Source organism: Candidatus Omnitrophota bacterium, assembly GCA_021735655.1.
GTDB lineage: Bacteria > Omnitrophota > Gorgyraeia > Duberdicusellales > 4484-171 > JAHKAJ01.
Window position 1 is genome coordinate 53,375 of sequence record JAIPGM010000001.1, and the last position, 26,125, is coordinate 79,499.

Consider the following 26,125-nt stretch of genomic DNA (forward strand, 5'->3'; position numbering starts at 1 on the left):
ATGGATCAAGCCACCAACAATCAGTCAGGACTATTTACCCAAATCCATAATCCGGCTTTTAAGCCTTGGATGCGTAAGGTAGCCTTTTTGGTTCTTTTTTGTTTTCTTTGGCAGGATATGGCCTCGGCTTATGGCCCAGATTTAGCTACTTCAATCCACACTACGCTTAGTCCTTATCAAACTCCAATCTATCGGCCCTTAGGCTTAAGTTATTTTATTGCTAGTGCTCCGGTCTATGCTCAAACGGCCGGTGGTAACTCTACTAGTATTTCTCCTAAACTTTCTGGTGGAACAGCGCCAGTGACTTCTTCGCCGAAAGTAAGTCCTGTAGCAGCTGGCAGTGGTAGCGGTGGGCAAGGTGGTGGAGCATCGGCTAAACCAAAGCCTCCGAATTCCGATACAGCGAAGCCATCAACACCTCCAAAACCATTAAAGCCATCACAGCCAAAACCAGTAGCAGTTAAGCCCGGTAGCACTGATTGGGGTGCTGTTACTAGAGGTGCTACAGATGCTTTTAGAGCCGTAGCTCCAGTTACTACTACTGCACTTGAAGGTGTTGTAAGAACAACTGGAAGAATAGCACCTACGCTCATTGGTTCAGAGCCAGGCCAGGCTGGTAAGCCGACTGGTTTTACAGAACAAGTCAGAAGGATCGGTTCAGACCTTGCGGATTCGATAAGTATTGCTGTTGAGAAAGTAGCTGCTAAACAGACATCAGTCGCTACTACTTTTGAATCTGCTTTAGGAGAAAATTGGGCTCAAGCTCGTAGTCAAGGCAAGAGTGGTTTTGAAGCTAACCAGATCGGAGTAGTTAAGGGTATTGAGGCAGTTAAGCAGATAGAGGGAGCAGTTTGGGGTGGTTTTCTTGAACAGCATGTAACTTCACAAGTTCTTGCTGCACGAGAAGCTTTGCCTATCGCTGACCCAAAAATACTAGCTCTTATTGAAACAAATACTAACCGTAGGGTAGAGATTGCTGCTTTTGAGCATCTTAATCCAGGGCAAAGGATCCAGGCGGCTAAAATTGGTGGTCTGGCTGGAGGCGAACTTAAAATAGCCGCTAGTCAGCAGAAATTAGTTCTACCGCAACATTACGCTAATCCCGATAATGTATATAATCAAGTTGGCCAGCTAGCTGCTAAACTTAACGGTCGAGTTGTCTCAGCTGAAACCATGCATAGTGATATTAAGAGGCTAGCTATGGGCACGGCTCGTCTAGGCACTCACGATTTAGCTACAATTTATACTCAAGATGGCATGATCAAGCCAGGAAGGACTGCAGCCGGAAACCCTAATGCTTTTTCAGTTGGCACCGATGGGTTTAATCGAGAACGCACTCTTATAACTGGTAATGGTTTGGCTGATGCCACTCAAGCAAATCTTAATCCTTTAAGCGGTCTCGCCGCAGCTGGTTTAGTTCCAGCAAAGATGGTTAAAGCCGCGGCTCTTCAGAGAACTACGGAGACTTTTACTCGATCAACATCAGCTGTCGGTCAGAAATTTCAATGGCAAGTAAGTGGTTTAGCGAGTACTAATAAGTTAGCTCAGATCCATACTACTGATTTTAAAGTTGCTAATTTTGGCAGTAATCGTTTGACTAAATCGGTAGCTTTACCGACCCATTTTGACGGTCAAAAGGGTATATACGTTGGTGGGCACTTTGGTCTTAATCAGAATCAAATAGTTAACTTTCAGGATTTAAAAACTTATAATTTTAATCAAGGTCATGGTGGATTTATTTCTCCTGATGGGACTAAGAAGATTACCTTCGACCGTGGTATTGCTGGAGTTGCTGGAAAGTCATCACCGGTAATTTTTAGCCAGGAATTTAATAAAATTGGCAATAAGTGGGTAAAATCAACTGCTCATGAAACCACTTTTATGAATCCGTATAAATCCGGGTTTACTAATGATTTCTTTGGCAAAGGTGCTGAGAAGTTTGCTCCGGCCAGCATTGGAAAGTTTGTTGATTTTGGAAACTGGCAAGGTGTTAATAAAATGGAGAATTCCTTTTTCCACGGAGCCACAACTCGTAACTCTGGATTTCAGGAGTTCCATCCCTTAGGTAATACTGGTATTGTTAAGATAGCTGATCCGCTTAAGAAGAATGGTTTACAAACTTTTAGAGCTGAGTTAGGCATAACTACAAAGCTTGCCCCGGATGGATCAAATTCTCCTTGGGCCACTAATGAGATTTTAAGGGTTGCTCGAATTACCCAGGCTGGAGAAAAGTTTACTTACCTTTGGCAAAAAGCTGGAGGCGACGACGGTTCTTCTACAATGCTTTTGGCTCGTCCCGGTAAAAGCTTAGGCAATTTAGCTGATAGCTCAATGATTAGCGGTAAGTTTTCAAAGGGCGAGTGGGAGTCACAGACCTTTTCTTTAAATCCAAGCCTTAATGGTCAGCTTGTTTTTGCTGGCAACATGAAGGCTAAGCAATTGCAGGATGGAACCTTTAGCTGGACTGAGACTGCCCTTCCATGTTCTGGCGATAGTTGTGCTGCAAACAGCGGAGCAGCTAAACCACAGTGGCAGTTTAATCCTACCGGTCAATTTAACGTTTACAATAACATAACTAACCCAGCTACCTTTCAAAAAATTATAAATAGCAATCAGGGTTTAGGCCAGCATTTGGCAGGTGTTAAAAATATCCAAAATAGCACTCTTCCGATAAATAATTTTTCGCCAACACCATTCTCGCCCGATTTTCTTGTACCGACAGGGGTCAAGCTAGGGCATCTTCCTTTTCAGTCTTCGGCATTTGAAAACGGAACTTTAAATACAGCTAAACAGGCCAATAGTGGTTTATTTATGCAATTGCCGAAGGGCTTTGAGAAAGTTCAGTGGATTGATATGAAGAGTAATAGTTTTGAGAGTTGGAGCACTACCTCTGTTCTTAAGCAGGCCAATGCTGATGTAAGAGGCGCTAATGCAAAGTTTGCTGCCCAAGATATTGGCTATCGTCTACCGAGCCATAGCATTTCGGATAATACCTGGTTTTCTTTATATAAACCGGAAGGAACTAGTAAGTTCGTTGGCGATGCTAATTTTTTAAGAACTGATAAGAATGCAGTTGCTTCAGTCCAACCGGTTTTTAATATTTTCGGTCATGATTTTCAGAGCATTTACAATGCCGAGTTAGTCAATGGCGGTAAAAACTTAAAACTTACGCCAAATACTTTGACCGCCGACGGCAATAGTTTTGGTCATCTTTGGATGGTGACAACTGCTAGTATTGATGGTCAGAAAATTGGTAAGTTAAATACCGATGGTTTTATTTCTACTAAGATCACTGAAAGCATAGCTAATGGAAAGGTTACTCTCGCTGGTAATGATTGGGTAACTAAGAATTCTGTTTTTAACCCCGACGGCAGCAATTATGGACCTCTTTACCAAAATTTAAAAAGCGAACTGATTGGCGTTCCAGTTAATGGAGGACTTTTGGTTAATGCTAATGCTTCAAGAATTGTCGCTGGTGATGTTGGTTTGCGTATTGGACCAAGTCTTATCGGTAATTATCAGTCTGGCGATGGGCAACCTTTATTGCAGCGAGTCATTGCTGATCCTTCAAAAACACAAATTTTACGCAGTGACTCTTTTATTAACTTTTCAGCCAAGGGTCTTGAGACAGTTACGGATTATGCTAAGTTTACCGAGAGTTCATTAATTCATTTTTTTAATTATATTCAGAATACTTTTCCTGCTTCTAAAGATATATCAGCAAATGATGCTTTTGTCGATCAGGTTCAAGCTAAAAATCTTATTGTTAATTACGATGCTAAAAGCGGAAAAATTAGCTATGATACCTTTAATCGTGGCGCTGACTTAGCTCAAGGTAATTGGCAGCGTCTTAAAAATGGCGATTCTTTTAATTCGGCAGCTGGTGATAATGTTAAATTAGCTAAATTAGATGGTAAGCTTTATCTTGAGGCGCTTAAGCCGATAAGTTTAACTAGCAACCATTCTGAAGTAGCTTCTTTTTTGCCGCCATTTGCTCAAAAGCTTGCTCAGGCCAAGCTTGAGAAGATAGGGGGGGTTGATGTGGTAAAAGGAGCTAATTCAAAGCCTAACTCTGGGCAGGATATGTTAGCCTTGCCTCAGTCAGATCCGCTCTCTTCACTTGTTCCAACACTTAAGAATTCTAATATTGCTAATATTTTAATGAGTGACCAGGGTGTTGTTTTTGATTTATATAAAGGTGCTCATGCTACTTTTGATCCTTTAGGTGATGGCTTAAGCCCAGCAGCTGGTGTTTTTAACTATGATGTTAGCAAGGAAGGCTATTCAGTAGGTCTAGCTGGAAAGTATACTGCTCAATCTTTAGATGTGAAGGATAGCGATGGTCAGTTGCAACATTTAGCTAAGACTGTGGTTTCTTTTGGCGATAATGGTAAGTTTGGCTGGATTGGTAACGAGGGTAAGGCTGTGCTTGGTTGGACTGACACTACAGCTGAAATAGTTTTACCAAAGATTGCTGAAGGAGGCCTAAAAACCGTAAAGAACGGCGAATGGACAGGGGCCGCTTATGTGCCGGACGGTGAGTTGAATCGTTACGTATCGGTTTCTATAGTTGATGGATTAAACTGGGCAGTCATTGGGAATACTGAAGGTGAATCAGGAATAAAGCTTAGCTATGACAATAAGGGAGATTTAAGTATAAAAGGTGTAGACAGTCCTTTTAGGGTAGACCCGGCTAAAGTTAGTTTTGATTCAGTTCCTGAGATACGTAGTCGTGAAGATATTATGATGATGACTCGCGGCGTGGGATTTACTGAAAAAGAGTTTAAAGCGATTACCCAGGCAGTACTTACAAAAGAAAACTGGGCTAAGGTCCAAGCCGGTGATTATGCTGCAGTTGCCGGAATTAAAGAGTTAAGTAAACTGCAAAATCCGCAATTCAGCCCTGAATACCTTAAGCTGTTAGGGGTCGATACTACTAAATACACCCCTGAACAATACGCTCAATTAGCGGTTAAGTTGTTTGTTGATGGAGTAAGAGATATTCCTGAATATGGAGTATTTAAGGCTTCTGGCCAAGGTAAGGTGGTTGGTTTTCGTACTATTGAGTCAGATGGATCTTTTAAATTAGCTTATGTCGATGGAACTGGCGCTAAGCGCGACATAGATTTTACTCTTACTGGACTGCAAGGTTCAGGTTTACCAGTAACTCGTGATAAAAAAACCGGAGATTATACTATTGATTTAAGTCAAGTTGACGTAGCCAAGCTTCCTGGAGCTCAAGGATTTAAAGAGACAGTTGGCTTTACTGAGACTGCGCTTCAAGATGGTTCTACCGTAAAAACTCCCAAGCAAAACACTGGACAATTAGAACTTTCCAAGGTTGATATTAATCAGGGCCAGATAAATCTTACTCTTAATAATTATCCTTATTTTTCAAAGGGCCAGGCTGGTAAGAGCGATAAGGTTTTGCCTTTAATTGATGGCCAAGTAGAAGTTTCAACGGTTAAGGATAGCTCTGGGGATAAGATGAATCTTTTTAGCCGCTTTAGCACTGAGAAAGGTCTTTCCTCGGTAAACGGAAATGTTCCTCAAGGTCTTTTTAACTATAAAAATTATCTCATTAAGAGCTCTGACGGTGAGTTTGTTTCTTTAGGTATTGGGCCGGGCTTACGTGAATTTTCTGATGGTTCAAAAATCACCCAAGCAATAACTGCCGATGGACAAAGAGTGATAGGTTATTCGGAAGGTTCTCAAATGAAGCCGGTATTCGCCGAGCTTAGCCAAAAGAAGTCTTATGAATATAATCCTTTTATGAAGCTAGCTGCCGGCGAAAAATTAAATATCGGCGGCAAGGAAGTAATTGTTGGCGATAATATCACTTTGGCTGAATTTGCTAAAGCTAATAAAGTTTCAACGCTTGAGGTAATTAACTCCAATAAAGCTTCCTTTGAAGGAAAAGTTATGCCAACTGACACCATGGTTGTCTACGGTAATCAGGCTGTGTTCGATCGGACGCACACCATTGGCCCGAGAACTCCTTTCAATCGCGAAATTACCTTACAATATGATGGTAAGAATTTTGTGGTGAAACGAGGTGAAAGCATTAGTGATGCCTTGATTGATGCAAAGATTAGTCTTAGTAATGAGAGTATAAAAGAGTTGATCGTGGCCAATAGCGCAACCCTTTCGGCTGAAGTGGGTACTTGGCAGCCAACTCAGGATACAATTGATAATAACAATATTGCTGCTGGTCCGCTATTTTTCCGCAGCCTAAGCAATCCCGACACTGATTATAAGGGATTAGCCTATCAGAAAACATCTTGGGACAATGAAATCGGCCTTAAACACTCTTGGGGTGGTGCAATAGTTAATGAATCTGGCAGTAACGACTACATACCTTTATATATGCGTAATGTCTTTCATAACCCGAGTGCAAGTTTTATGAGAACTTACATTTCAAAGCTACGAGCTGACGGCGTAACTGATATTGCTATGGCAAATAAGAGCTTGAGTGAATTAGGTATTAACCCTAGTCGTTTTGGCCTTGATGCTGAAGGAGCTGATAGAGTTATTGCCGGACTTAAAGCTAATCCCGAGTCAGCTAACGAAGCACTTAATCAAAGCCCTGAGGAAGCCTTGGTTAATGACTTAATAACTAGGGCTCGGCTTGCCAGAGTGGTTAGATTTGGTTCTGAACCAAACAATGATCCGCTCATGATGCTTAATGCTAAAGACTATGATTTTTCTAGTGCAGATAGTGCTGATAAGCTTAGAGAGCAATTTTCAGAAATTTTAGATCCTACTGGTACAGTTAACGTTGCTAAATTTAGAGAAAAAGTTACAGAGGTCATGGAGGCCAATCGAGAAAAGATTGCACAGGCTTTAAGTAGCGGCCTTGATCCTGATTTTGAGAATTATAACAATATAGTAAATGCTGAGCTTGGTCAAGTAATATCTGGCAGGGGAGATTTAGCTAAATTTGATGTTACTGGTACTGACGAAAAAACTGGTCTATTACGTAAAGTTACTTATGCTTCCCAAGTTGATGCAGAAACTTTATTGAGTACTCTAGGCATGAAAGGAACTCGGATTACAGTCGAAAGTGGTTTAGAAAATGCCCCCTTTGAAAAAGTAGACCTACAGAATTATTTAAGAAATTACAACAAACAAAATGGTGGAAAACCGATTGATGAGAATACCTCAGTGGCTGATTTACGGGCCAATCACCCAACAGTTTTCGATAACTATTTAATCCATAGCGAGGCAGTCCATCAGCAGATAATTGCCAATGGCCTCACCTTTACTGATCTTGATTTGGCTGGTCCGGATAAGTTAATGAATGGAAGTAGTAAGACTTTCTTTGATGGGGCAATCAATATTGATCTGGATTCAGATAAGGTTGATAAAAAGGGTAATCCGATTAATTATGGCATTCTTATGGATAAAGGAACCGGAATGCTTGATAAAACAGTTACTTATCCGGATATTCTTAGCGATAAATTTCAACTTACCAAAGCTGAACAAACAACCCTTGGTCAGTTTTACGCTCGTCCTTCTGAGCATTCAGACTATGTAAGATTCTCTCAATTTGAAGCAAAGCAGATAATTAAGGATTTTGAGATGGCCGGGAAACATGTTGTTACTGTTGCTGATATTGATAAGGGGTTGAGTAATGTTAATACCTTAATATCTACAATCAAATTTGTTAAGGGGATGGATAGACCTAACAAACAGATTTTAATTGATATATTTAAGAGCCCTGAGGCTTTACGTGATTTTGTCTATGCTCAACGCGCCGCAAATGAACCTTCTTACCGAAAAGTTTGGTACTATCTAAATACTGAGTATAACAAAATAGCTGATTTTCTTAGCGGTACCGGGAATGAGCTTCGTAATTGGAGCGATGCTGACATTGCTATTCTTAGAGATGGAATTTTAAATTCGCTTTCATCAGAATATCGAGGAAAAGAATATCTAGCGGGTCTTGAGGCTCAATTAGCCCAATTGAAAGCAAAGATGGATGGTTCCGACAACAATTTTTTTAGAGGAGTGTTCGAACGAACTATAAAGAATTTAGAAAGAGATATAGTCATTGCTAAAGAAAAGGCAAACAACCTTCCAATTGATTTGAGTGGTTTAAAAGGAGATGAATTAAAGCAAGCCCTAACTAATGTTAGAGCTTTTCTTTTAGAAGATCAAACACCGCAGAATATAAATTTAACTATATTAGAACAACAAAAAGACTTGCTTACCCAAGCTAAGAATTGGAGTGAAGTTTATGACGAGGCCACTCCAGTGTCTATTATTTTTGATGAAAAAAGAGATATGACCTACGCGGTAACTGCTCGTGGCGAGCGACCAGGCGATGGTGCCAGCGCTAATTGGTTCAAGCAGATGGGTGGTGATTGGGTGCTTCCGCAAGGAAAGGCCGATGCTTTAGGCCAGATAGCGCAAACAGTTTCTTCTTCTTTCGTAACTGGCGACTCTAATGGTGAATCTAAAACTTTTTCAGTACTATTAGGCAATATTAAAATGCCGGAAGCTAAGAACAATGCTAGCCCAAATAGCTATGATTCACCAACGCCATTGGTTAATAGCGGTGCACTTAAGAGTGCAGTGATTCCCGGATCGCTCAAGTCATCAGCCTTAATCGGCGACGGTCAATTTTGGAGTCACAAATCACCCTTTGATGTTGAGATTATAACTGATCCAAAGGCCCCAAGCTACACTAAAGCTTCAGAAATTCCTACTTATGCTCGGGCTTCTTCACGTAATATCTTTGGAGCAGCTGATTTCTTTGGCGGCACCTTATATGACACTTCAAAGAGCACGTCAAAGGCGTCTTTAAAACTTGATGCTCAACTTAATACTCCTAGACAATTAGTATTTGCCCTTAACAATGCTCTTTTGATACCTAATCTTTATACCAGAGGCGTAGGCTGGGAAGATTCTAATAATAATGGAAAACTAGATTCTAAAGAAAAAGTTAATCCTTCAGTTTTATACTTTAGCTCGAACGATTTATTTACTAGCACCAAGCTGATTCATTCAGATAAAGTTTATCTTGCTGAGAATTCTTTTGTATTTTTCTATGATGCTGACCATGACACTGACCCAATGACCAACCATGATACTGACCCACATCCTACCTTGCGTTTTAGTTATGATTCTCAAACTGGTAAAATTAAATCAGAGTATCACGGGATTGGCAAGAATATAACTTTTCATAAAGAAGCTGGTGAACTTAATTTTGGTAACGGTGATCAAGGAGGTCTGGCTAAAAACTATCGTTTAGGTAAATACGGATTACATAAGGAAACTATTAGAGGAAAAGAATACGATAAGATTGATCCGAAAACAATAGTCGGGGCGCTTTCTTATCAAGGAATTAAAATGGCTTCAGCTGATCATACTAGATTTTTAGGAACTGAGGCTACTGTTTGGGTTGATGGGGGAAGGTTCTATAAGGCAAATAACACTGACTATAATAAATGGAGCGAAGGTCCGGAAGTAATCGGTTGGGGCGCAACTTATGAATATGATCCAATGAATCATAAAGGAACTGGTATTAAATCCGAAGGATTAGTACTCAAGGGCAAGTTTAATATGGAAGGTATCGCTGAGCCGGGAATACTTAAAAGCATAAATATCCTTGGCTTGGAGAAGCCAAAAATCAGCACGATTATAATGCGGGTAAAGGCTCTTGAAAATGGGGGAGTGCTTGATGCTACCGCTAAAGTGCTTAAAGGCGAATCTTTAAACAATACCGAACGTTTGGGGATTAACCAACAAGCTACTCTAACTAGCTTAAGGGATGCATCTGGTCGTGAAGGTTTCTACGATGTTACTCTTGATGGAACTCATTTCTTAAGACACCATGGTGTAAGCTATGATGGTATAAATCTTTCACATACTATTGGGGTAGAAGGTAATGAGATTTGGCTTAATCCCAAACAAGCAGCAACCTATGATTTATTAAGTAAGCTAACGCTTATGCGGCAGACTGAAACTGCCAATTTTACTGCTGTTTATTTGCCTTATCGAAATCCTACAACCCAAAAGCTTGAATATATCCACATGCTTCCCAAGAAGGGGGGTTTAGTTCTCACTGCGAAGGCTTATAAAAAAGCAATTAATGATGCAACTACGGTTTCACGTTTAAAAGAGAAAATGCTTAATTGGGCCCCAGCTCATACCCGCGACATAAATGGTAAGGAAGTCGTTGGTTGGTATGAATCTGCTCCAAGATGGAGTAAAAAAGGTAATCTAGCGATAGCTATAAGTAAAGATGGGAAATGGACTTTAGTTCATGCTTCAGAGTTTGGTCCGAAAACAGTGACTACTAGTCAGATGAGTTTTGGCGGATCGTTTACTACCTCGCATACTGTTCGAACCGGCTTTAACGCTGTGGTTATAGATTATTATAAGGATAAGAACAATAAACTTATTGTTCGTCGTAACAAAACTGAAGTTGAGAAGAGCGCTTTACCGAAAAACTGGCAGGGTGATTTTTCAAAGAAAGATTTAAAAGAAGGCTTGGTTCAGGCGACAGGTAAATACGGAGTTGATCAGTTAGCTTTTGTTGAAAATGAAGCTAACGGCGCTACCAAGGCAAGTCGGGATGCTTTGGAGCGCAGAGCGGTTTATCGTGATGGTGTCAAGTATTATCGCCTGCCGGTTGATGAGGCGCTTTTAAAAGATGAAAGAGGACGTGTAGGAACATGGGGACCTGGTAATGATGATGTTAAGGTTCTTTTTATCGATGAGAATGGTAAAGCAATTACTAAGTGGATCGATGGTGGCTCTGATGATTCAAATTTAGAAGATACTATCGAGGATTTCTATCAAGGCTACAAAGGGTCTAATGAAAGAACAAGTGGTAAGTTAGAATTGGATGCAGTTCAAGAGATGTATGGTGAATTTTCACCAAACGATGAAAATGCTTATGCCGCACTCACTGGCCAAGGTTATGTCAAGCGGAATGCTTTAGGTGATCGTGACCCTAAAGGAACAACGAAATTTATACCGTTTGATGTAGATGTAAATCATTTAAAACTTGCTCCTAAAGGTGATGCGGCTTTGGCGAGGGCTTTGAGTGATGCTAATGGTAATGGCGTAAGAGATAATGCTTTATTTGTTGATGGCGATGGAACAAAATATTTAATTCCTTGGGATGCCAAAAATCCTTTTAGTTTTTGGGATACTAGTTTTGAGCAAGCCTTAGAGGAAACCCGTACTAGCGATGTTTTATTCGTACTTCAGATTAATGCTCAAGATATCATTGATTTTGAAAAAAAGGATCCATGGACCGGCGGCATGAAAAAGCTTGCGCCATTTGCAGTCAAAAAGGATGGTGAAATCATTGCCTATCGTTTAGTGGTCAAAGGTTCACAAATCGTACCGGAAGGCAGCGACGGCATTACCGGAGAGACGGCTAATAGAATGAAATTAAAGATTGGTACTGACCGCGGGTGGTTCTTCGGGGCGGGTCAAAGTCATTTTGAAACCGCTCTTGAAACTAATGCTGAAAATCAACATTGGGCTTTTGATAACAAACTGTATACCGAAGCGGTTGGGCGTTATACTAAAGGCTATGATTTTAGTCTAGATGATACTGCCATTGCTTCAATTGATACTGGAAGCTCAGGTGAATCTTCAGGCCGGCCTTACCAGGTAAGATGGCTTTCAGTGAATGATGCTACCGAACATTTTAAAGGTGGCTATTATGGCGAAGTTTCTAAAGAAAAGTGGGATGGATTTGTTGCTGACAACAAAAAAGTAATAGAGGTGCAAGACGAAGACGGCAAAGAGGTTAGAGAGGTTACAGTTGTTCCTTTACTTTTTAAAAGTGATAATATTTTTGACACCAGGGATGGAGGAATGTTTGACCGGGAATCAGATAATGTTGAGTTATTTGATCTTAATTCTAACAGTGAAGTAATTAGAACACAGTTTGCTGATGGCGGAACCTGGATGGATAGTAATGTAGAAGATGCAGCTGAAGATGCTATGCAGCCTACCGGTAACCTTGATTTTATAAATGAGTCTTGGAGTGGTTTAAATGCAAATAATTTTGCAATTTTAGGAAACAATGAAGCTTTTTATGTTGATGGTAAGTCGCTTGAACCTTATTTTATGGAGTTGTGGCATAATGATCCGGGTAATCCTAACGTACTTGATCTTGTTTCAACTACCATGGCTGCCAATGATTATGTTGATGCTGTAACTTGGGGCTCAGCTGAGATAGCTGGCGAGGTTGTTTTAACCGCAGTACTTTTCTTTGCTACACCTGGTCTTCCTGATGAGGTAGCTTCAGGTGGTGCCGCATTAAAAGGCGCGTCAACGATTTGGAGTGGTTTCAAGTTGGGCGCAGATGCTTCTAAGGCAACAATACGCACCGTCAAGGTGATGAGAACAATAAGAAATGGTTTGTATGCCTATAATATCGCCGGAGGAATTATGGCTGGGTATGCTGAGGCGAAGAACTGGGTGGTCCATGGTGAGTCACTGCTTGGCTCTGGTGAACATAGCAATCCTTTGGCTCTTGTAGATGCTTATAAAGATGCCGGACGTACGGCTTTTGTTATTACGGTTGCTATGGGTGCCGGAGGTGCTGCGCTATCGAAGGTTGCCAAATCAACTGGCTTATCAAAAGTAGCAGATGTTTATAAACATCTGCCCAACCTTGCTAAAATTCCGATTGGAATGCTTGGCCGTGCTGTTGGTTATGGATCATTGGGTGCCGGAAGAGCTGTTCTTTATGGTGATAACCCTGGTAGTGAGGAGTTTTGGACTCAAACTCTTGCAGCTGCTGCTATTGGGCAGGTTTCACCATTAATAAAGTTAGCTGGAAAAGGCATAAGACGTGCCGGAGCACCAAAGCTTAATGATGCTGGAAATGCGATTAAGTCAAGCATCCCGGTTCGTTTAGCTCAAGCTACAGCTAGGACAGTTGGTAAAAGTTTATATCGCAACAATGTTCCTTTTACTGGTGCCTTGGCTACTGGCGGAGCCGGAGCATTTAATGCTTGGGTCACTAATGAAAGCAATTATTCGGTTTATACCTTTGTTCAAGATGCCTTCATTGGTAGTTTAGCAGCCGGAGCTGCTAGTAATTTTGGCAAAGCTGTATTCAATTGGAATCAAAAGTTGAGCAAGCTAAATCCGGCAGAGTATGCTAAGGCTGAGGCAGCAGGTATTAAGAATATGGTTGGCGGCGTCAAACAATGGGCTTATCAAGGTTGGCCAGCGCTTTGGGCGGTTACTGATCTCACTACTGAGGTTCTTAATAGAGGTAAGCTGGGCGGCTATGATATTGGCAAAGAATTCATGATCGGTGATTTAACCGCTAATACCGTACGTAACATTAACAATGTCGTTGCCTTATGGACTCTTTCTAGTAGTTTTGCTCAAGCTCGTGGTGCAGGCAAACATTCATGGTCGGAAGGATTTAAGAATCTTAAAGAAGGTTCTATTAAGCGTTTTACTGCTAGGGGTGATTTCTTGCCGATTAAAGGTCTTAATTCTCTTGAGTGGGGTTTAACCGCTGCCTTTGCTACTGGTTATCCTACTTTTTATAAAAATTACCTTGGTTCAGATGCGTCTTGGAATTCTAAAGATTCTTGGTTTGGCCGTGATTTTTATCGCACTTTAAGTATAGTCACAATAGGCACAAAACTAATTGTTCCGGGATTACGCGATACGCGCAATCTTTCTAGATCGTGGTTTATGGAAGAGCAGGGTGGAAAGCAAGTATTGCTTACGCCAATGAATCTTACAGCCAAGATGGTCGCTGAATCAGCTCGTCTAGTTAAAGATCTCTCGATCATGATGCCGCTTTTGCCGCATGTTCAGAATTATCTTTATGAAAATAGTAGTGGTTGGAATTTTACTGATACGCTTCTTGGTGAGATGTTTGATATCCAGAAAATGCCGTCTGAAGTTTCCCGAGATGTCGTTGCTGCCATTGAGGCCCTAAAAAAAGATCCATCTAAGGTAGATACCTTTATAAAGGAAAACATTAAAGATTCAGCTACCCGTGAAGCCTTAAGAAATAAGATCGATTTAATTAATAAGTCTTCTTTAGCTAATAAAAATCGCGAGATAAGAGAGTTAGTGATATCTACTTATACTGAAGATATGTTAACTGCTAGAAAAATTTCTAGTCATGGTATCGCCCGGCAGGCAATGGAATTAGGCCTTGATCCTAATGCTCCAAATACTTCGCTTTGGGATTTGCAAAAAAATATTGGAGTTGAACAGTTAAGAAATCAGCTTGATATTACAACTGGCCCAGAGCGTGAGCACATCTTGCAACAGATTAAAAACTTTGAACAAGCAACACCGTTTGAGTACAAGCTTAATGTGATGTCAAATTATTCATGGCAAGGTGCAATAACTGCTATGTACTTTGGTCCGACCATGCATTTTATAAGACCGATTTTAAACCCCGGTCTTAGTAAAATGCCAGGCTTAGGTGAGTTTCAGTCGTTAGTTCAAGATTTCTTTGGTGATGGAGCTTTTATTGGCGATACGATGAGGAAAGTTGGTATAGACAGTATACCATATATCGGAAAGCCAGTTGTTAACGCTGTTGGTAGGGTTATTGAATTCGGCGTTGAAGAAAATTTACGAGAAGTTGTCACTAATCTAGCATTTAGACAGGCCTTTGTTCAGATCGGCGGGTTTTTAGCTCCTCCGAGAAGAATGGATTATGCTTCTAATGCTGACTATTTTAGGGCTCAATCAGTTTATCAGCAGGCAATGGAATGGATTGAGGAATCATTTGACGGTAAGGGGGTTTCGTTTGCTAGTGTCGCGGCTAATCTTAATTTAAATATTCCCACTCAAGCTCTTCAATCGCCAGGTAGTCCGACTAGTTCAGCTGTTTACGGTAGTGGAACCAGCCCTTTAAATAACGGCCGTGAATTAGCCACAGAGTTACTTACAGCTGAGGCAGATTATACTGGTTATCATGATCCAAGTACAGTTGATATACAAACTGGTCCGGGAAGTTTTGCAACTTTGGCTGATCTTAGCTTGCCTTCATCAGGAACTCCAGCTGGCACTTCAGACTCAGCAAAAATAGTTTTAGTTCGTGGATTAACTAGGCAAACTGGTCAAGCTGACTTTGTTAATCCGGTTACCGGCGAAATTGGCATTGATGCTTCCTTAGGAAAATATGATGCTTCTACTGGAAGGATAGCTCTTACCGATCAAGGTGGAGTAGCCGCACAACATGCTGCGGCTGAGTTTAGGGCGCACAGGGAAAACGCATCTAGAAAGGGTGTTTCATTAGAGGATTATAATACTTGGTTAGATAGTAATCCAACTGTGGCAAGAACAATCCATGATGGGGTTGTTTCTGATGGAGCCGTAGCACCGAGAAGTAATTTTGGTCTTTTTGCAACGCCGGTAGCTGATATTGTTGTTGAGGTTGGCGATAGACCAATAAAGATGAAGGGAATAAAAGCTCCAGCTACAGCCGCAATTAATGGGATTTGGTCACTAAGCAGTGACAAGGAAAGAGTCACCACTTTAGATGGTTTAATTGGTTTTGTCAAGAGAGCGGTTATTCGAGATAAGGCTGCTGAGGTAAAGCTTAACACTGGCAGTGGTCAAATAGTCTTGACTGCTGACAATTTAATGGAATTAGAGATTTTAAGGGAACGTCTGGTTAATGTTCAAGGCAGTGTTAATACGGATGAGTTAATCAATAGAGCCCGTTATTCACAAGATAACGCGCGCCGTCTGGCTGCTCAACAGTCTTTAATTGAGACCCTTAACAATGATCAGCTATCAACACTTATTTCTGGAGAAGCAGTCGGTCAGTTAAAAATTGATTTTCTCCAGGAAGGTTTAACTCGAGCTATGGCTGGAAGGCCGAGTCAGCTAAGAAGAAAGATAGTTGGTGATGCTTTTGATAGATTAGGTAGTCGCTATAGAGATTTACCGCATGGGCTATGGTCTTTTTATCATTCTTTCCGATCAGCAATGAATCGGACTGAGTTCTATATGCATAAGGCTCAATTTAGATCTGACAGTGCACGTATAGATTTAGTTCAAAGGATTAGTGATTATCAAGATAGTCAATTCGGCCAAGGCGAGAGCAGCAGCCAAACTACGATTGCTTTGCAAGGTGTCTTACCTTATTATAGCCGTTATTTAAGGCGCGATGCTAATCGTCGCTTCTGGGCCCAGAAAGCTAACTCTGGTTTAGATTCTTATGGTCGCCTGTCACCATTACGATTGTTGCAATTAGCTGCCTGGAATCGGGAACTTAAATTAGCTGAATTCTACGTGGATGGATTTAAGACTGAGTTTGATGCTGAAGGTAAAATTGTAGTTAAGCCGCTAGACCCAACCAAAGATATAGCTTATGCTTTGGTCGGACGTAATGGAAGAGATTTTGATACTCCAATGCGCTGGGTTGAATGGCGGGCTGGTGATAAGTTGCAAGATTTCATTTTCAGGTATGACCTTAAGGCTGATAAATTGCTTGAGTGGGCTTTTTATAAGGCAACGGATAATAGTGGATTGAAAACTTTAAGAAAGGCTTTAGGTCATAGTGATGACCCTTATCCACCAATAGTTATGGAAATGAGCCAGCATTGGGGTGATCTTGATGATGACCCTGTTATTGCCCGTAAAAATAAACAAATTAAAGTTGCTAAGGTTTTTGAACCTGATTTTATTAGTGTTCCGGGCGTAGATACTCGTCGTCAATGGCCCATTGGCAAAGGACTAACCTTAACTCAAATCGATGATAGCTTATATCAGTTAGAGGGAACATCTGATTCAGGAGAAGCGATTGACGAACCTATTGATTTTTCTGTTATAGGTAGTAGATCTCTAGAAGTGACAGTGGGCTCTGAAACTATCAAATTTTCTCGAGCTAAAAATAATGCTGCCATTGTAGTTACTAAAGCAGGAAAAGAAAGCAAGCTAACTGAGCACAATGTTCAGCTGTCTTTAAAGGTTGATGTTGATGGTAAAGAAGAAGAGATCTCAGTGACACTTGCAGAAATAGCTAGAAACGATAGCCTTTACCTTATATATCCTAGTCAGGCTCGAGGATATGATATTACAATTATTCATCGCAAGATGGGCGGACATCAGCTAACCATAAGGCCTTATGCCATTGATGTTTCTGGTAGTGATGATTTATCGGATGTTGGTCCTCGTAGTTTGGTTGAAGATTGGAAAGATGTTTTACCTGAAGCAGAAGAGGCAACTGATAAACCTGGATTTAAGAAAGAAGCTGATAAAGATGGTATTTTAGCTAGCTTAGAGGCCATCAGAGATGATGCAATGGCTGGCGATCCCGACGCTAGAGAAGCTTGGGGTCAATTAATTGATGATGGTGTGGCGGCTGGTCTTTGGGAATCTGCTAAAAAAGGTCCTAAATGGGATGGTTCTGGTCCGGCGATTAGTAGTATTGGAGAAGGTGACAATGGATCTGAAAACCTAAGTATAGCTGGCAAATGGTCAAAACATCAAAAGATTAAGCAGATCGAAATGATAGTTCGTCTTAGTGATGGCCAGGAAGTTTCAGTTCCAGTAACAGTGTTTTATATTGAAGGTTTAAGAGCAAGCCATGTTGGTTTTTATGACGGAAGACCTTCTATATACTTAACTTACTATTCTGACTATTCACATGAGCTCGGTGAAATGCAGCGGCATTTACAGGCAATGGCTGACCTTGATTTATCAGCTACTAGCCGGACGGATATTGAGGAATATTATAGTAAGCTCACTCCTGAAGCCGCACGAGCTATCCATGATCAGGTTATTGGCGAGGCTATTGATGGTCTTATTAGTCAAGGTATTTTGCCGGGGAAGGATCCTTTGGCTGAATATGAGAAGTTTGTAGAGTTAAGGCATGCTCGTGAAGACCTTGAAAGAGCAACAACCAGTGAAGGTTTAGCTAAAGCTCACAAGAGGTTAAATGATTTATCTTTTGAGGCTAGTGATATGGGCATGAAGCCTAGCCGTGTTTTAGCAGTTGAAGCTGGAGTTGATCAAGAGCCGTCAGATAGCCAGACTAATGATAGCCCGTTTGTTCCTTCTAATCGCATACCTATGATACCGGGCTCTTCTTCACCAGTTGGCTTACCTAATCCTGTTCAGACTCCGCTTGGCCCAAAAGGACTTTCGCCTTTATCTATTATTAGAAGGACATCAACTTTTATTACAAATTTAAGGGGTTATCTGGGTTTATCACCGGCTATAGCTGCTGAAGTAGGCGCTGTGCCGAGTGACAGTAGAAGACAAATAGATGCTTTAACAGCTAAGATTGACGATGAGAGTGATATAAGCTTTGGAAGATCAGCGAATTCGCCCGGCAAGACGGTGGTCCATGCCGTAATTGCCTTTGTACGGCGATGGATCAATTTTACAGAGGGCAAAATAGCAGTTGGATTTACAAATTTTGGTCATAAATTTGACCAATTTGAAAAAAGAATCAGCTCTTTATTAGGAAAAATAGGCAGAAATGCCACTTCTGAAAGCGAAAGAGGTGTATCTGGAAGCGCTAGGAGTGTATCTAGAAACGGAAGCCAGGCCGGAGTAGCTTTAGACAACGGAAAGGATTTAGAAGTCAAAGCTAACCCTGAAGATGGCCGCAGACCGTTAAGAAGAGCTGAGAGTAAGCTTATAGCAGGAGTAGATAGCATACCTAATAGTAGGGATGCTGAAGAAACTCAAGCTGAAGAGATTGGCTTGGGTGGTAATGGCAGTGGTTCACAAAATGGTGGTCAAGGAACTTTAGGCGGTTCGTCTATAGAGATCGAACTACCTGTAATTTTAGATTTACGACGTCTTCATGAATCCTTCAGACCAGTAGTAGTTGGCCATAATGCCTCAAAGGCTCAGGCTCCGCCTGCAAATTCAAGAAAACAAGCAAGTTTAATTTTCTATACCCACCCAATAACTGTACTTGCTTTAGGTTTTATCTTTTTAGGCTTAAAAATTCCTCAACTTTTACCAATATCCATATTAATAGCTTTAGGTTTATTAGCAATATTGCCGCTTTCTCGGATTCTACCAAACGTGGCCGGTGGGTCCTTGAGAGCGGCTTTTGATTTAAATCAATGGACCCATCCTACTGTCGAAGTTGCCTCTCCATCAACCTTCCTGGCAAGTGGGTCCCGTAATAATAGTTCCAGTAGCTCAATCCACACCGATAAGGTTGCCTCTCCAACTTCTAAATTGGTTGTTGGGCTTTCTGGAACTAGTCTTAATAGAGGGGTAAGTAGTAATAGTAGCAGTAAAACAGAACAAGGGGGTGCAAGATGGTCAGTAACATCAGATCGCTCAGGTTTCAACACTTGGTTGTGGCAACCGATGGAACGATTTTTGCATCAGCTAGAGACAGCTTTGACCGCATTGAGAACTACATCGTCAGCCGTTTTGGAGATGTTAAGCGCCAGGTTAACACGCGTTTTGAACCGGTTAGATCGGATGAGGCAGGATGGATTAAGAACCTTATCGGAGTTCCTCAGACGATTCCGATCTATCGGGCAAAGAACATTAGCGTTAGCTAGCGCTGAGAGAGGGTCCGTGGCAGGACAATTTTCTAAGGGGGTCCGTGGTAGACCACTCGATAATGGCCGAGCTAAAAGATTAGCATCTCGAGCTTTGTCAATAATTACTGCTTTAGCTGTTTTAGGTTCAGCTAATGTTGTTCAGGCAGCTGAAGCAGGTCAGGCAAGTGATAGCGAAGTAAATGTGGGGTTAGTTTTAGCAGTTGTTTTTGCGGTAGCAGCAGTTTTAGCAGGAATCAGTTTTAGAATTTATGCCGGACAGAGGATCAAAGATATTGAATCTAAAACTGGAATCCAAGATAGCGCAAGAATTACTAGAATCAGAGCAATAATTGAAGAGTTAAAACAAGAAGCTCTCAGGTTAGCTCAAGTCGCTCGAGAAAATGCGATGATAAAGGTTCTAATAGCACCTCAGGGTGACCCATATAGAAGACTTAGTGCTTCTGAAATAGAAAAATTAAGAGCTAACCAGAAACCAGATGTAGAGTTGAGATTGTGGGATGTAACTGTGAGCGGAACCGGAACCGTAAGAATAATTTATGGTTTTAGCGAGGATAGAGTTGATTTCATAGTCATTGCTACCGATGGCGTTGTTCGAAGACAAAGTTTACCACGCGATTATGTAGTTGATTCTATTGTAAGCGATAATGTAATTGTCGATTTATATCGTGGGAACCTCAATACTCAGCGAATCATAGAACATAGCATATATCAACGCTTAACATCAATTATTGGTAGCTACAACGCAGAATTAGAAGCTGCCCTTGAAGAGGCTGAAGCTAATTCAAAGCAAGCTAAAGAACTATTAGACAGTAACCAAAGACTATCAGCTCGTGCCATTCGTGCTAGAGCTCGTCAAGCTGCTAGCTTAGCCGGAGCAGCCATTGATAATGCTACAACCTTAATTGAAATCGCCATCTCATTGAATGTAGCTAGATTAAGAGCTCGAGCTAAAGTCTTAGAGAGAGAAGCTCAGGCTACTTTAAGACAAGCTGAAAATAAAATACAGAGACCACTTGATAATGGTCGAGTGAAAAATGAACCATTAATAGGTTTTAGTCCTAATGGTTTTCATGAAAGTAAACTATTTACAATAATAACGCTAGGTTTGCTTTTATTAGCCGTAGCAGCAACAGTGACCTATCCGATTTACGCGTTAATGTATTTATCAATACCGCTCGGTGGAACTATCATTCTTTATGCATTGCTCGCTTCTGCGGCAGTTTTCTTTTCTATTAATTTTATTAACCTTCTTAATAGGATTGAATATTATCTTTTAATCAGTCGAGCACCACAAGCTGAACAAAGTCTAATTAAGGCAAGGAACTATGTAGAATTTCAGGATGCAGTCTATGCAATAGCTAGAGAGGCTGGAATTAGCATTCCTCATATAGATAGTATAGGCCAAGCTGAGGTTATTATTGATAAAGTTACTGCGTCGCTTGAAGCTAGGGATTTAGATAAAGAAAGAGTTCAGGGAATAAGAACAGCTTTAGAGATGTTATTTTTAGGCGATGGTTTTGCTTTCGATCTTTTCGCTGCAGCCGTCTATATGATATCTTATCGAGACGAAAATAGTAGGTATCCAGCTTGGGTAAGCGGGTATCAAGAGAATGTTGGAAGAGTATACTATTCCAATCATCGTAAAACTCGTTCTCATTTGGGAAGTTTCTATCCTTGGTTGAGCATTCTACCTCATGAAGCCATGCATGCATTTTTAGCTAGAGCTAATTTAATTGATGGCGGAGCGATCGGTGAGGAGATCGCTACCAAAGCTGCTCGTATGAGCGAAAACGTAATAATTAGAGAGGTAGTTTCACCGTCAACCGCTTGGGAATCTTACCTGAGAAATCATTGGGGAGAAGTTCAAGATGGCTATTCTCATGATGGACAAGAGGTAGAGGTATTAAATATCAGTTCAATGGCCCTACGAGGAATTGCTTTAATTCGTTTTATTAGAAATTTACTTAGCTTGAGGCTATTTCAATTGAGAGAGCTAGCATCTTTAGCAAGAGTTATATTATTAGGTACACCGAATACAACTCTTGGTTTAGCATTTGCGCTTGATAATGGAAAGAAACCTACTCGAGTATGGAAAAGAATGCCTAGTTTGCAGACGGTTTATGAAACAAGAGGCAACAGAATTGACCGTTTTTTCCGAGCCATAATGTTAGCTGAGACTTTTGAACAAGAGGAAAAGGCTGTTAGACTAGCTAAGAAAACCCTTAACTCAGATGATTATCTCAAATTAATGAAAAGAATTATGGCTTCAGTTGAGGTTGTCGCTGATGATGATCAGACTGATAGTAGAGCAACTCCGCTCGACAATGGCCGTTCAAGAAGGGTAATACCTAGAACCTTATCAGTAATTGTTACCTTAGTTGTTTTAGGTTCAACTAAAACAGCCTTTGCTTCAGGAGCAGTCGCTGCCGGCTCAGCAACAGTGCCTTTTTGGGGTGTAGTTGCTATGATTGTTATGGGGCTAGCTTTTGCATATATGTTTGGTTTTGTAGTTTATAGTATGATTCGTAGTGCCAATATTGGCGGCCGAGATGAAATTAATGAGTTAAGGGATCGGGTTAGAGAGTTAGGTGGAAGCAAAGCTTTAAGAGAAGCCGGAACCCCTGAAGAACTTATTGGAAATCTAAACAGTAAAGGCCAGGTTAGTGAAAACGAAATAGAAGGAGAGCTTGATGTAGTAGAAGCTCAAATTAGGAACATTGAAGAAAGTAATAGTTCAAGTTGGTCCCAAGATCAGTTAGTTAGCTTAGAGGGCTATAGAGATGAATTAAGAAGAGAACTACTTGAAGCACAAGAACGATTAAGAGTTTTAGAAGAAGAAATTGCTGGAGATATTCGTGCTTTTGAAAGAGCTCATGAATTAAATGTACCTTATGCAGCAGATGGTGATTTAGAAGAAGCTCCTCAGCCAAAAACTGTAGTTGGTAGAACACTCAGATTAGCTGGTCAAATTGCTAAGGTAGCCGTGGTAGCTACATTTGGCATAATGGTTATTGCATCTCCGGCTACCAGTTTTGCAGGATCTACCTTTGGTCAGTCGGCAGATGGTTTGGCTATGGACCATAATTCAGATATGGATGATCAGGATATAGACATGGATCATTCAATGGGAGCTGTTTTACCGAACACAGAAACATTAACAACTGATGAAGTAGTTTTTGATCCTTCTTCAGTTATTGATTCTTTGTCAGATCAAGCTGGGGTTGATATAGCCGACACAGCACATTTTAATAGAGAGCTTAGTGGAGCTAAAGATAAGGTTGTTGTGTTAGATTTTTGGGCTACTTGGTGTGGACCTTGTAGAGACGTGGCTCCACTTTTAGAAGAAATTGCTGAGTCTGATGATAATATTAGGTTATTGAAAATTGACATTGATGACAACCCTGAAATTTTTAATAAATTTAAGGTAGTGGATAAGGTAACTGGCAAAGAATTAGTTCCTCAGATACACGTTTTGGTCCATAATCCTAAAAATGGAAATTGGGAACGAAGAGAAGCTTTGGTAGGTAAAAAGAGTAAAAATCAGATAGAGGCTAGCCTCAGGCCATACTTAGCTGGTTTGGCTAAAGCTGAAACAGAAAGCGATAAGCCGGCCAAGGAAGCTTCTGAGGGCGAAGCAAGTAGTGGTCATTTTTCAGTTCCTTCAGGGGAAGCGGATTCTAAAGATTTGGCCGAAAGAAGGATTGATGAGATAGAGAAAAAACTTGTAGCTGAAAAAGAATTAACTGAAAAGAAAAATAAGGCTGATCAAGCTTTTAGCAGCGGTGATTACAGAGAGGCTGCTGAGCTTTATGAGGAAGTTTTAAATTCGGATTTAGCTAAGGGAGCTTTAGAAGCAATCGCAAAAACAAAGTTGGCTGTTGCTAAGCAGAAAATTGAAGTAGGCGATTCCGATCAGAATATTAAAACCACTGCTGTTGGAGATGATAAGGTAGCTCCTGAAAATGAGAGCTTACAGCAAGTTATAGACCAAGGTTTAAAACAAACATCCTCAGCGACTATTAACGAAGCGTTAGTTAAGTTAAGAACATATAAGATTGAAGAAGGTAGCTTGTCTGATGAATCTTATAGAGCACTTAAGGCTGAACAAGAAAAAGCTATAAGTTTGTTAGTTCAGAGAGTAAAAGCTGTTACTTTTGCTGAGCTCAAAATGCAAAGAGCAATTGAAGCTTCAAATTACAATAAAGCCATGAATGAAATCGGTAATGTTTATGTAGAAACATCTACTGATGGTTTAACTAGAGCAATTACCGATGCTATTAATATTCAAGCTCAACACTTAGAGAGTGTATTGACGGCTATCCACGTTGCAGACAGGACAGACAAGATTGATTTTGCCTTGAAAGTACTTAAAGAAAGTAAAGGTAAGAATTTACTCCCAGAGGAATTAGAAACAAAACTTCAACAAAAAGTAGATAGAGCTATTGGCGAGCTCACAGCAAGAAAAGCCACAGTTGGTCAAGAGACTGATTCAATAAGAGCGCCACCAACTGATAAACCAGCTACTGAAGAAGCAGAAGCGTCCACAGATTATTCAAAGGTCGGTATTGAGCAATTGACAGAATTGGTAGATGCTAAGATTAAATCTCAACTTTCTCCGGAAGAGAAAAAAGTTTATGAGGCAAACAAAAACAAGTTAGATTATTTAAAGAAAAATCATCCGGATCTTTTTAAGAAACTTGTTGTTATTGCCGAAGACGATATAAAGGCTTGGTTCGAAGCTAACCAAAAACCAATTGTTCAAGCTCAACAAACAGAAATACATAGAGCCGAAAATGTTCTTAAGCAATTCTTAACAAGATTTGGCATAGAGTTTAATCAGCCGCGCTATGTAATGGTTTCGGAAAAATTACTTGATGGTCGCTTGGGCGCAGTTTATATTTTATCTCCGGATACAGTTATTCTATCTGATAAATTTGAAGTTAAGCAGAAGGTTAGACCGCAAGGAAGGTCTCAGGGACGAAGCCTAGTCGCCCTTGAACCAGCTGGTTCAAATATCGAAGCTGCTAATCCTAATGAAAATTCTTTAGCTATCGTAGTTATTCATGAGAATCTTCATTTAGTTAAAAATTCTGGTTTAGGCAGCGATCAGATTAACGAAGGATTTATCCAACATACAACTGATATATTAGCAAAGCAAAATAATTTTAAAGTATCTCACGATCTATATGAACCGCAAAAGGCAGTTATTTATGCCTTAGAGGCAGAAATAAGTAAAGTTGCCGGAGTAAGCTTAGCTCAAGCTTACGATATGGTAGCCAAAGGATACTTATTAGGAGATACCAGTTTTATTTCAGCAAATATTGGAGAAGGCTCCTGGGAAGAAATTGTTAGTATTTCTAATGAATATAGAGATAAAATGGCTTTTGATAATAATCCGTTGCTTTGGGATAAATATGTACCTAGAGTAGCTAAAAAATTAGGGGTTAATGACGAAAGCTTAAAAGATCAGCCTAGAGGTTTGAGAGAGAGAGCTAAGCAGTCAGTGGTTGAGTTAGCCGTTGTTGTTGGAAAAGTTCAAGAGTCTGACAGCGTAGAGCCCGAAGTATCAGACCAAGAGTTACCTAAAGAAGAGGTCAAGAAGGCTGATGGTGATCAATCTGTAGATGCTCAGGTTTATTCTTCAGCTCGAGGATTGAATTTAAAGGATAAACAAGAGGGCGAGCAGTTGCAGCAAGCATTCGCAAAAGCAGTTGTTGGCAATAATGTACCTGAAGAAGCGTTTGTTGTTACTGGCGATACAGATAAGAATTTTTCTGTTAAAGGCAAATTAAGTAATGAAGATGTTGTTAGTTATAGCACTAAGAAGATATCTGAGCGCCAAGAGCAGGGATCTCTTACTGCTGGCAGTTTAATAAAGGTAAGAGAGGTTGGTGGAGATAAGAGTTTTCTCTGGCAGACACATTTGGGTGATGTTTATGAATTTAAGGCTGACGGGACAGTAAGTAAACTTATTGATGCACGTGATCAAACGGCCTCTAAAATTAAGGTAAATCCAGCTGAAGAAGGATTGCTCGATACAATAGGCAGGCATGCTTATGAACAGATGCAGAGAGGAATTACGAAGGGATCTATTTTTAACTCTCAAGAGGAACAAATAGGTTTTTGGCAGAGAAAGGATAATAAAACTATAGCGGTTATTTATGCAGCTGCTGGCGAAAGAAAAGGTTTCGATGTAAGTTTTACTGAAGAAGTTCGTTCGGTTGAAGAGCAAAAAGCCAAGAAACTTGCTGATGACCAAGCTGCTGAAAAAGCTGCTGAAGTTAAGAAAGCCGCTGACGCTGAAAAACTTGCTGCTGAAAAAGCTGCTGAAGCCAAGAAAGTAGCTGATGCTGAAAAACTTGCTGCTGAAAAAGCTGCTGAAGCCAAGAAAGTAGCTGATGCTGAAAAAGCTGCTGAAGCCAAGAAAGTAGCTGATGCTGAAAAAGCTGCTGAAGCCAAGAAAGTAGCTGATGCTGAAAAACTTGCTGCTGAAAAAGCTGCTGAAGCCAAGAAAGTAGCTGATGCTGAAAAAGCTGCTGAAGCCAAGAAAGTCGCTGATGCTGAAAAAGCTGCCGAAGCCAAGAAAGTAGCTGATGCTGAAAAACTTGCTGCTGAAA

Annotated in this window: 1 protein-coding gene (only partly in view); it reads left to right on the forward strand. The window is 40.6% G+C overall.

Going from position 1 to position 26,125, the window contains the following annotated elements; translation table 11 throughout:
- Positions 1–26,125: the 5' portion of a 4-alpha-glucanotransferase gene (locus K9L86_00250; protein MCF7907297.1), read on the forward strand. It continues 111,539 nt past the right edge of the window; only the first 26,125 of its 137,664 coding nucleotides appear in the window; its start codon is at positions 1–3; its stop codon lies off the right edge, out of view.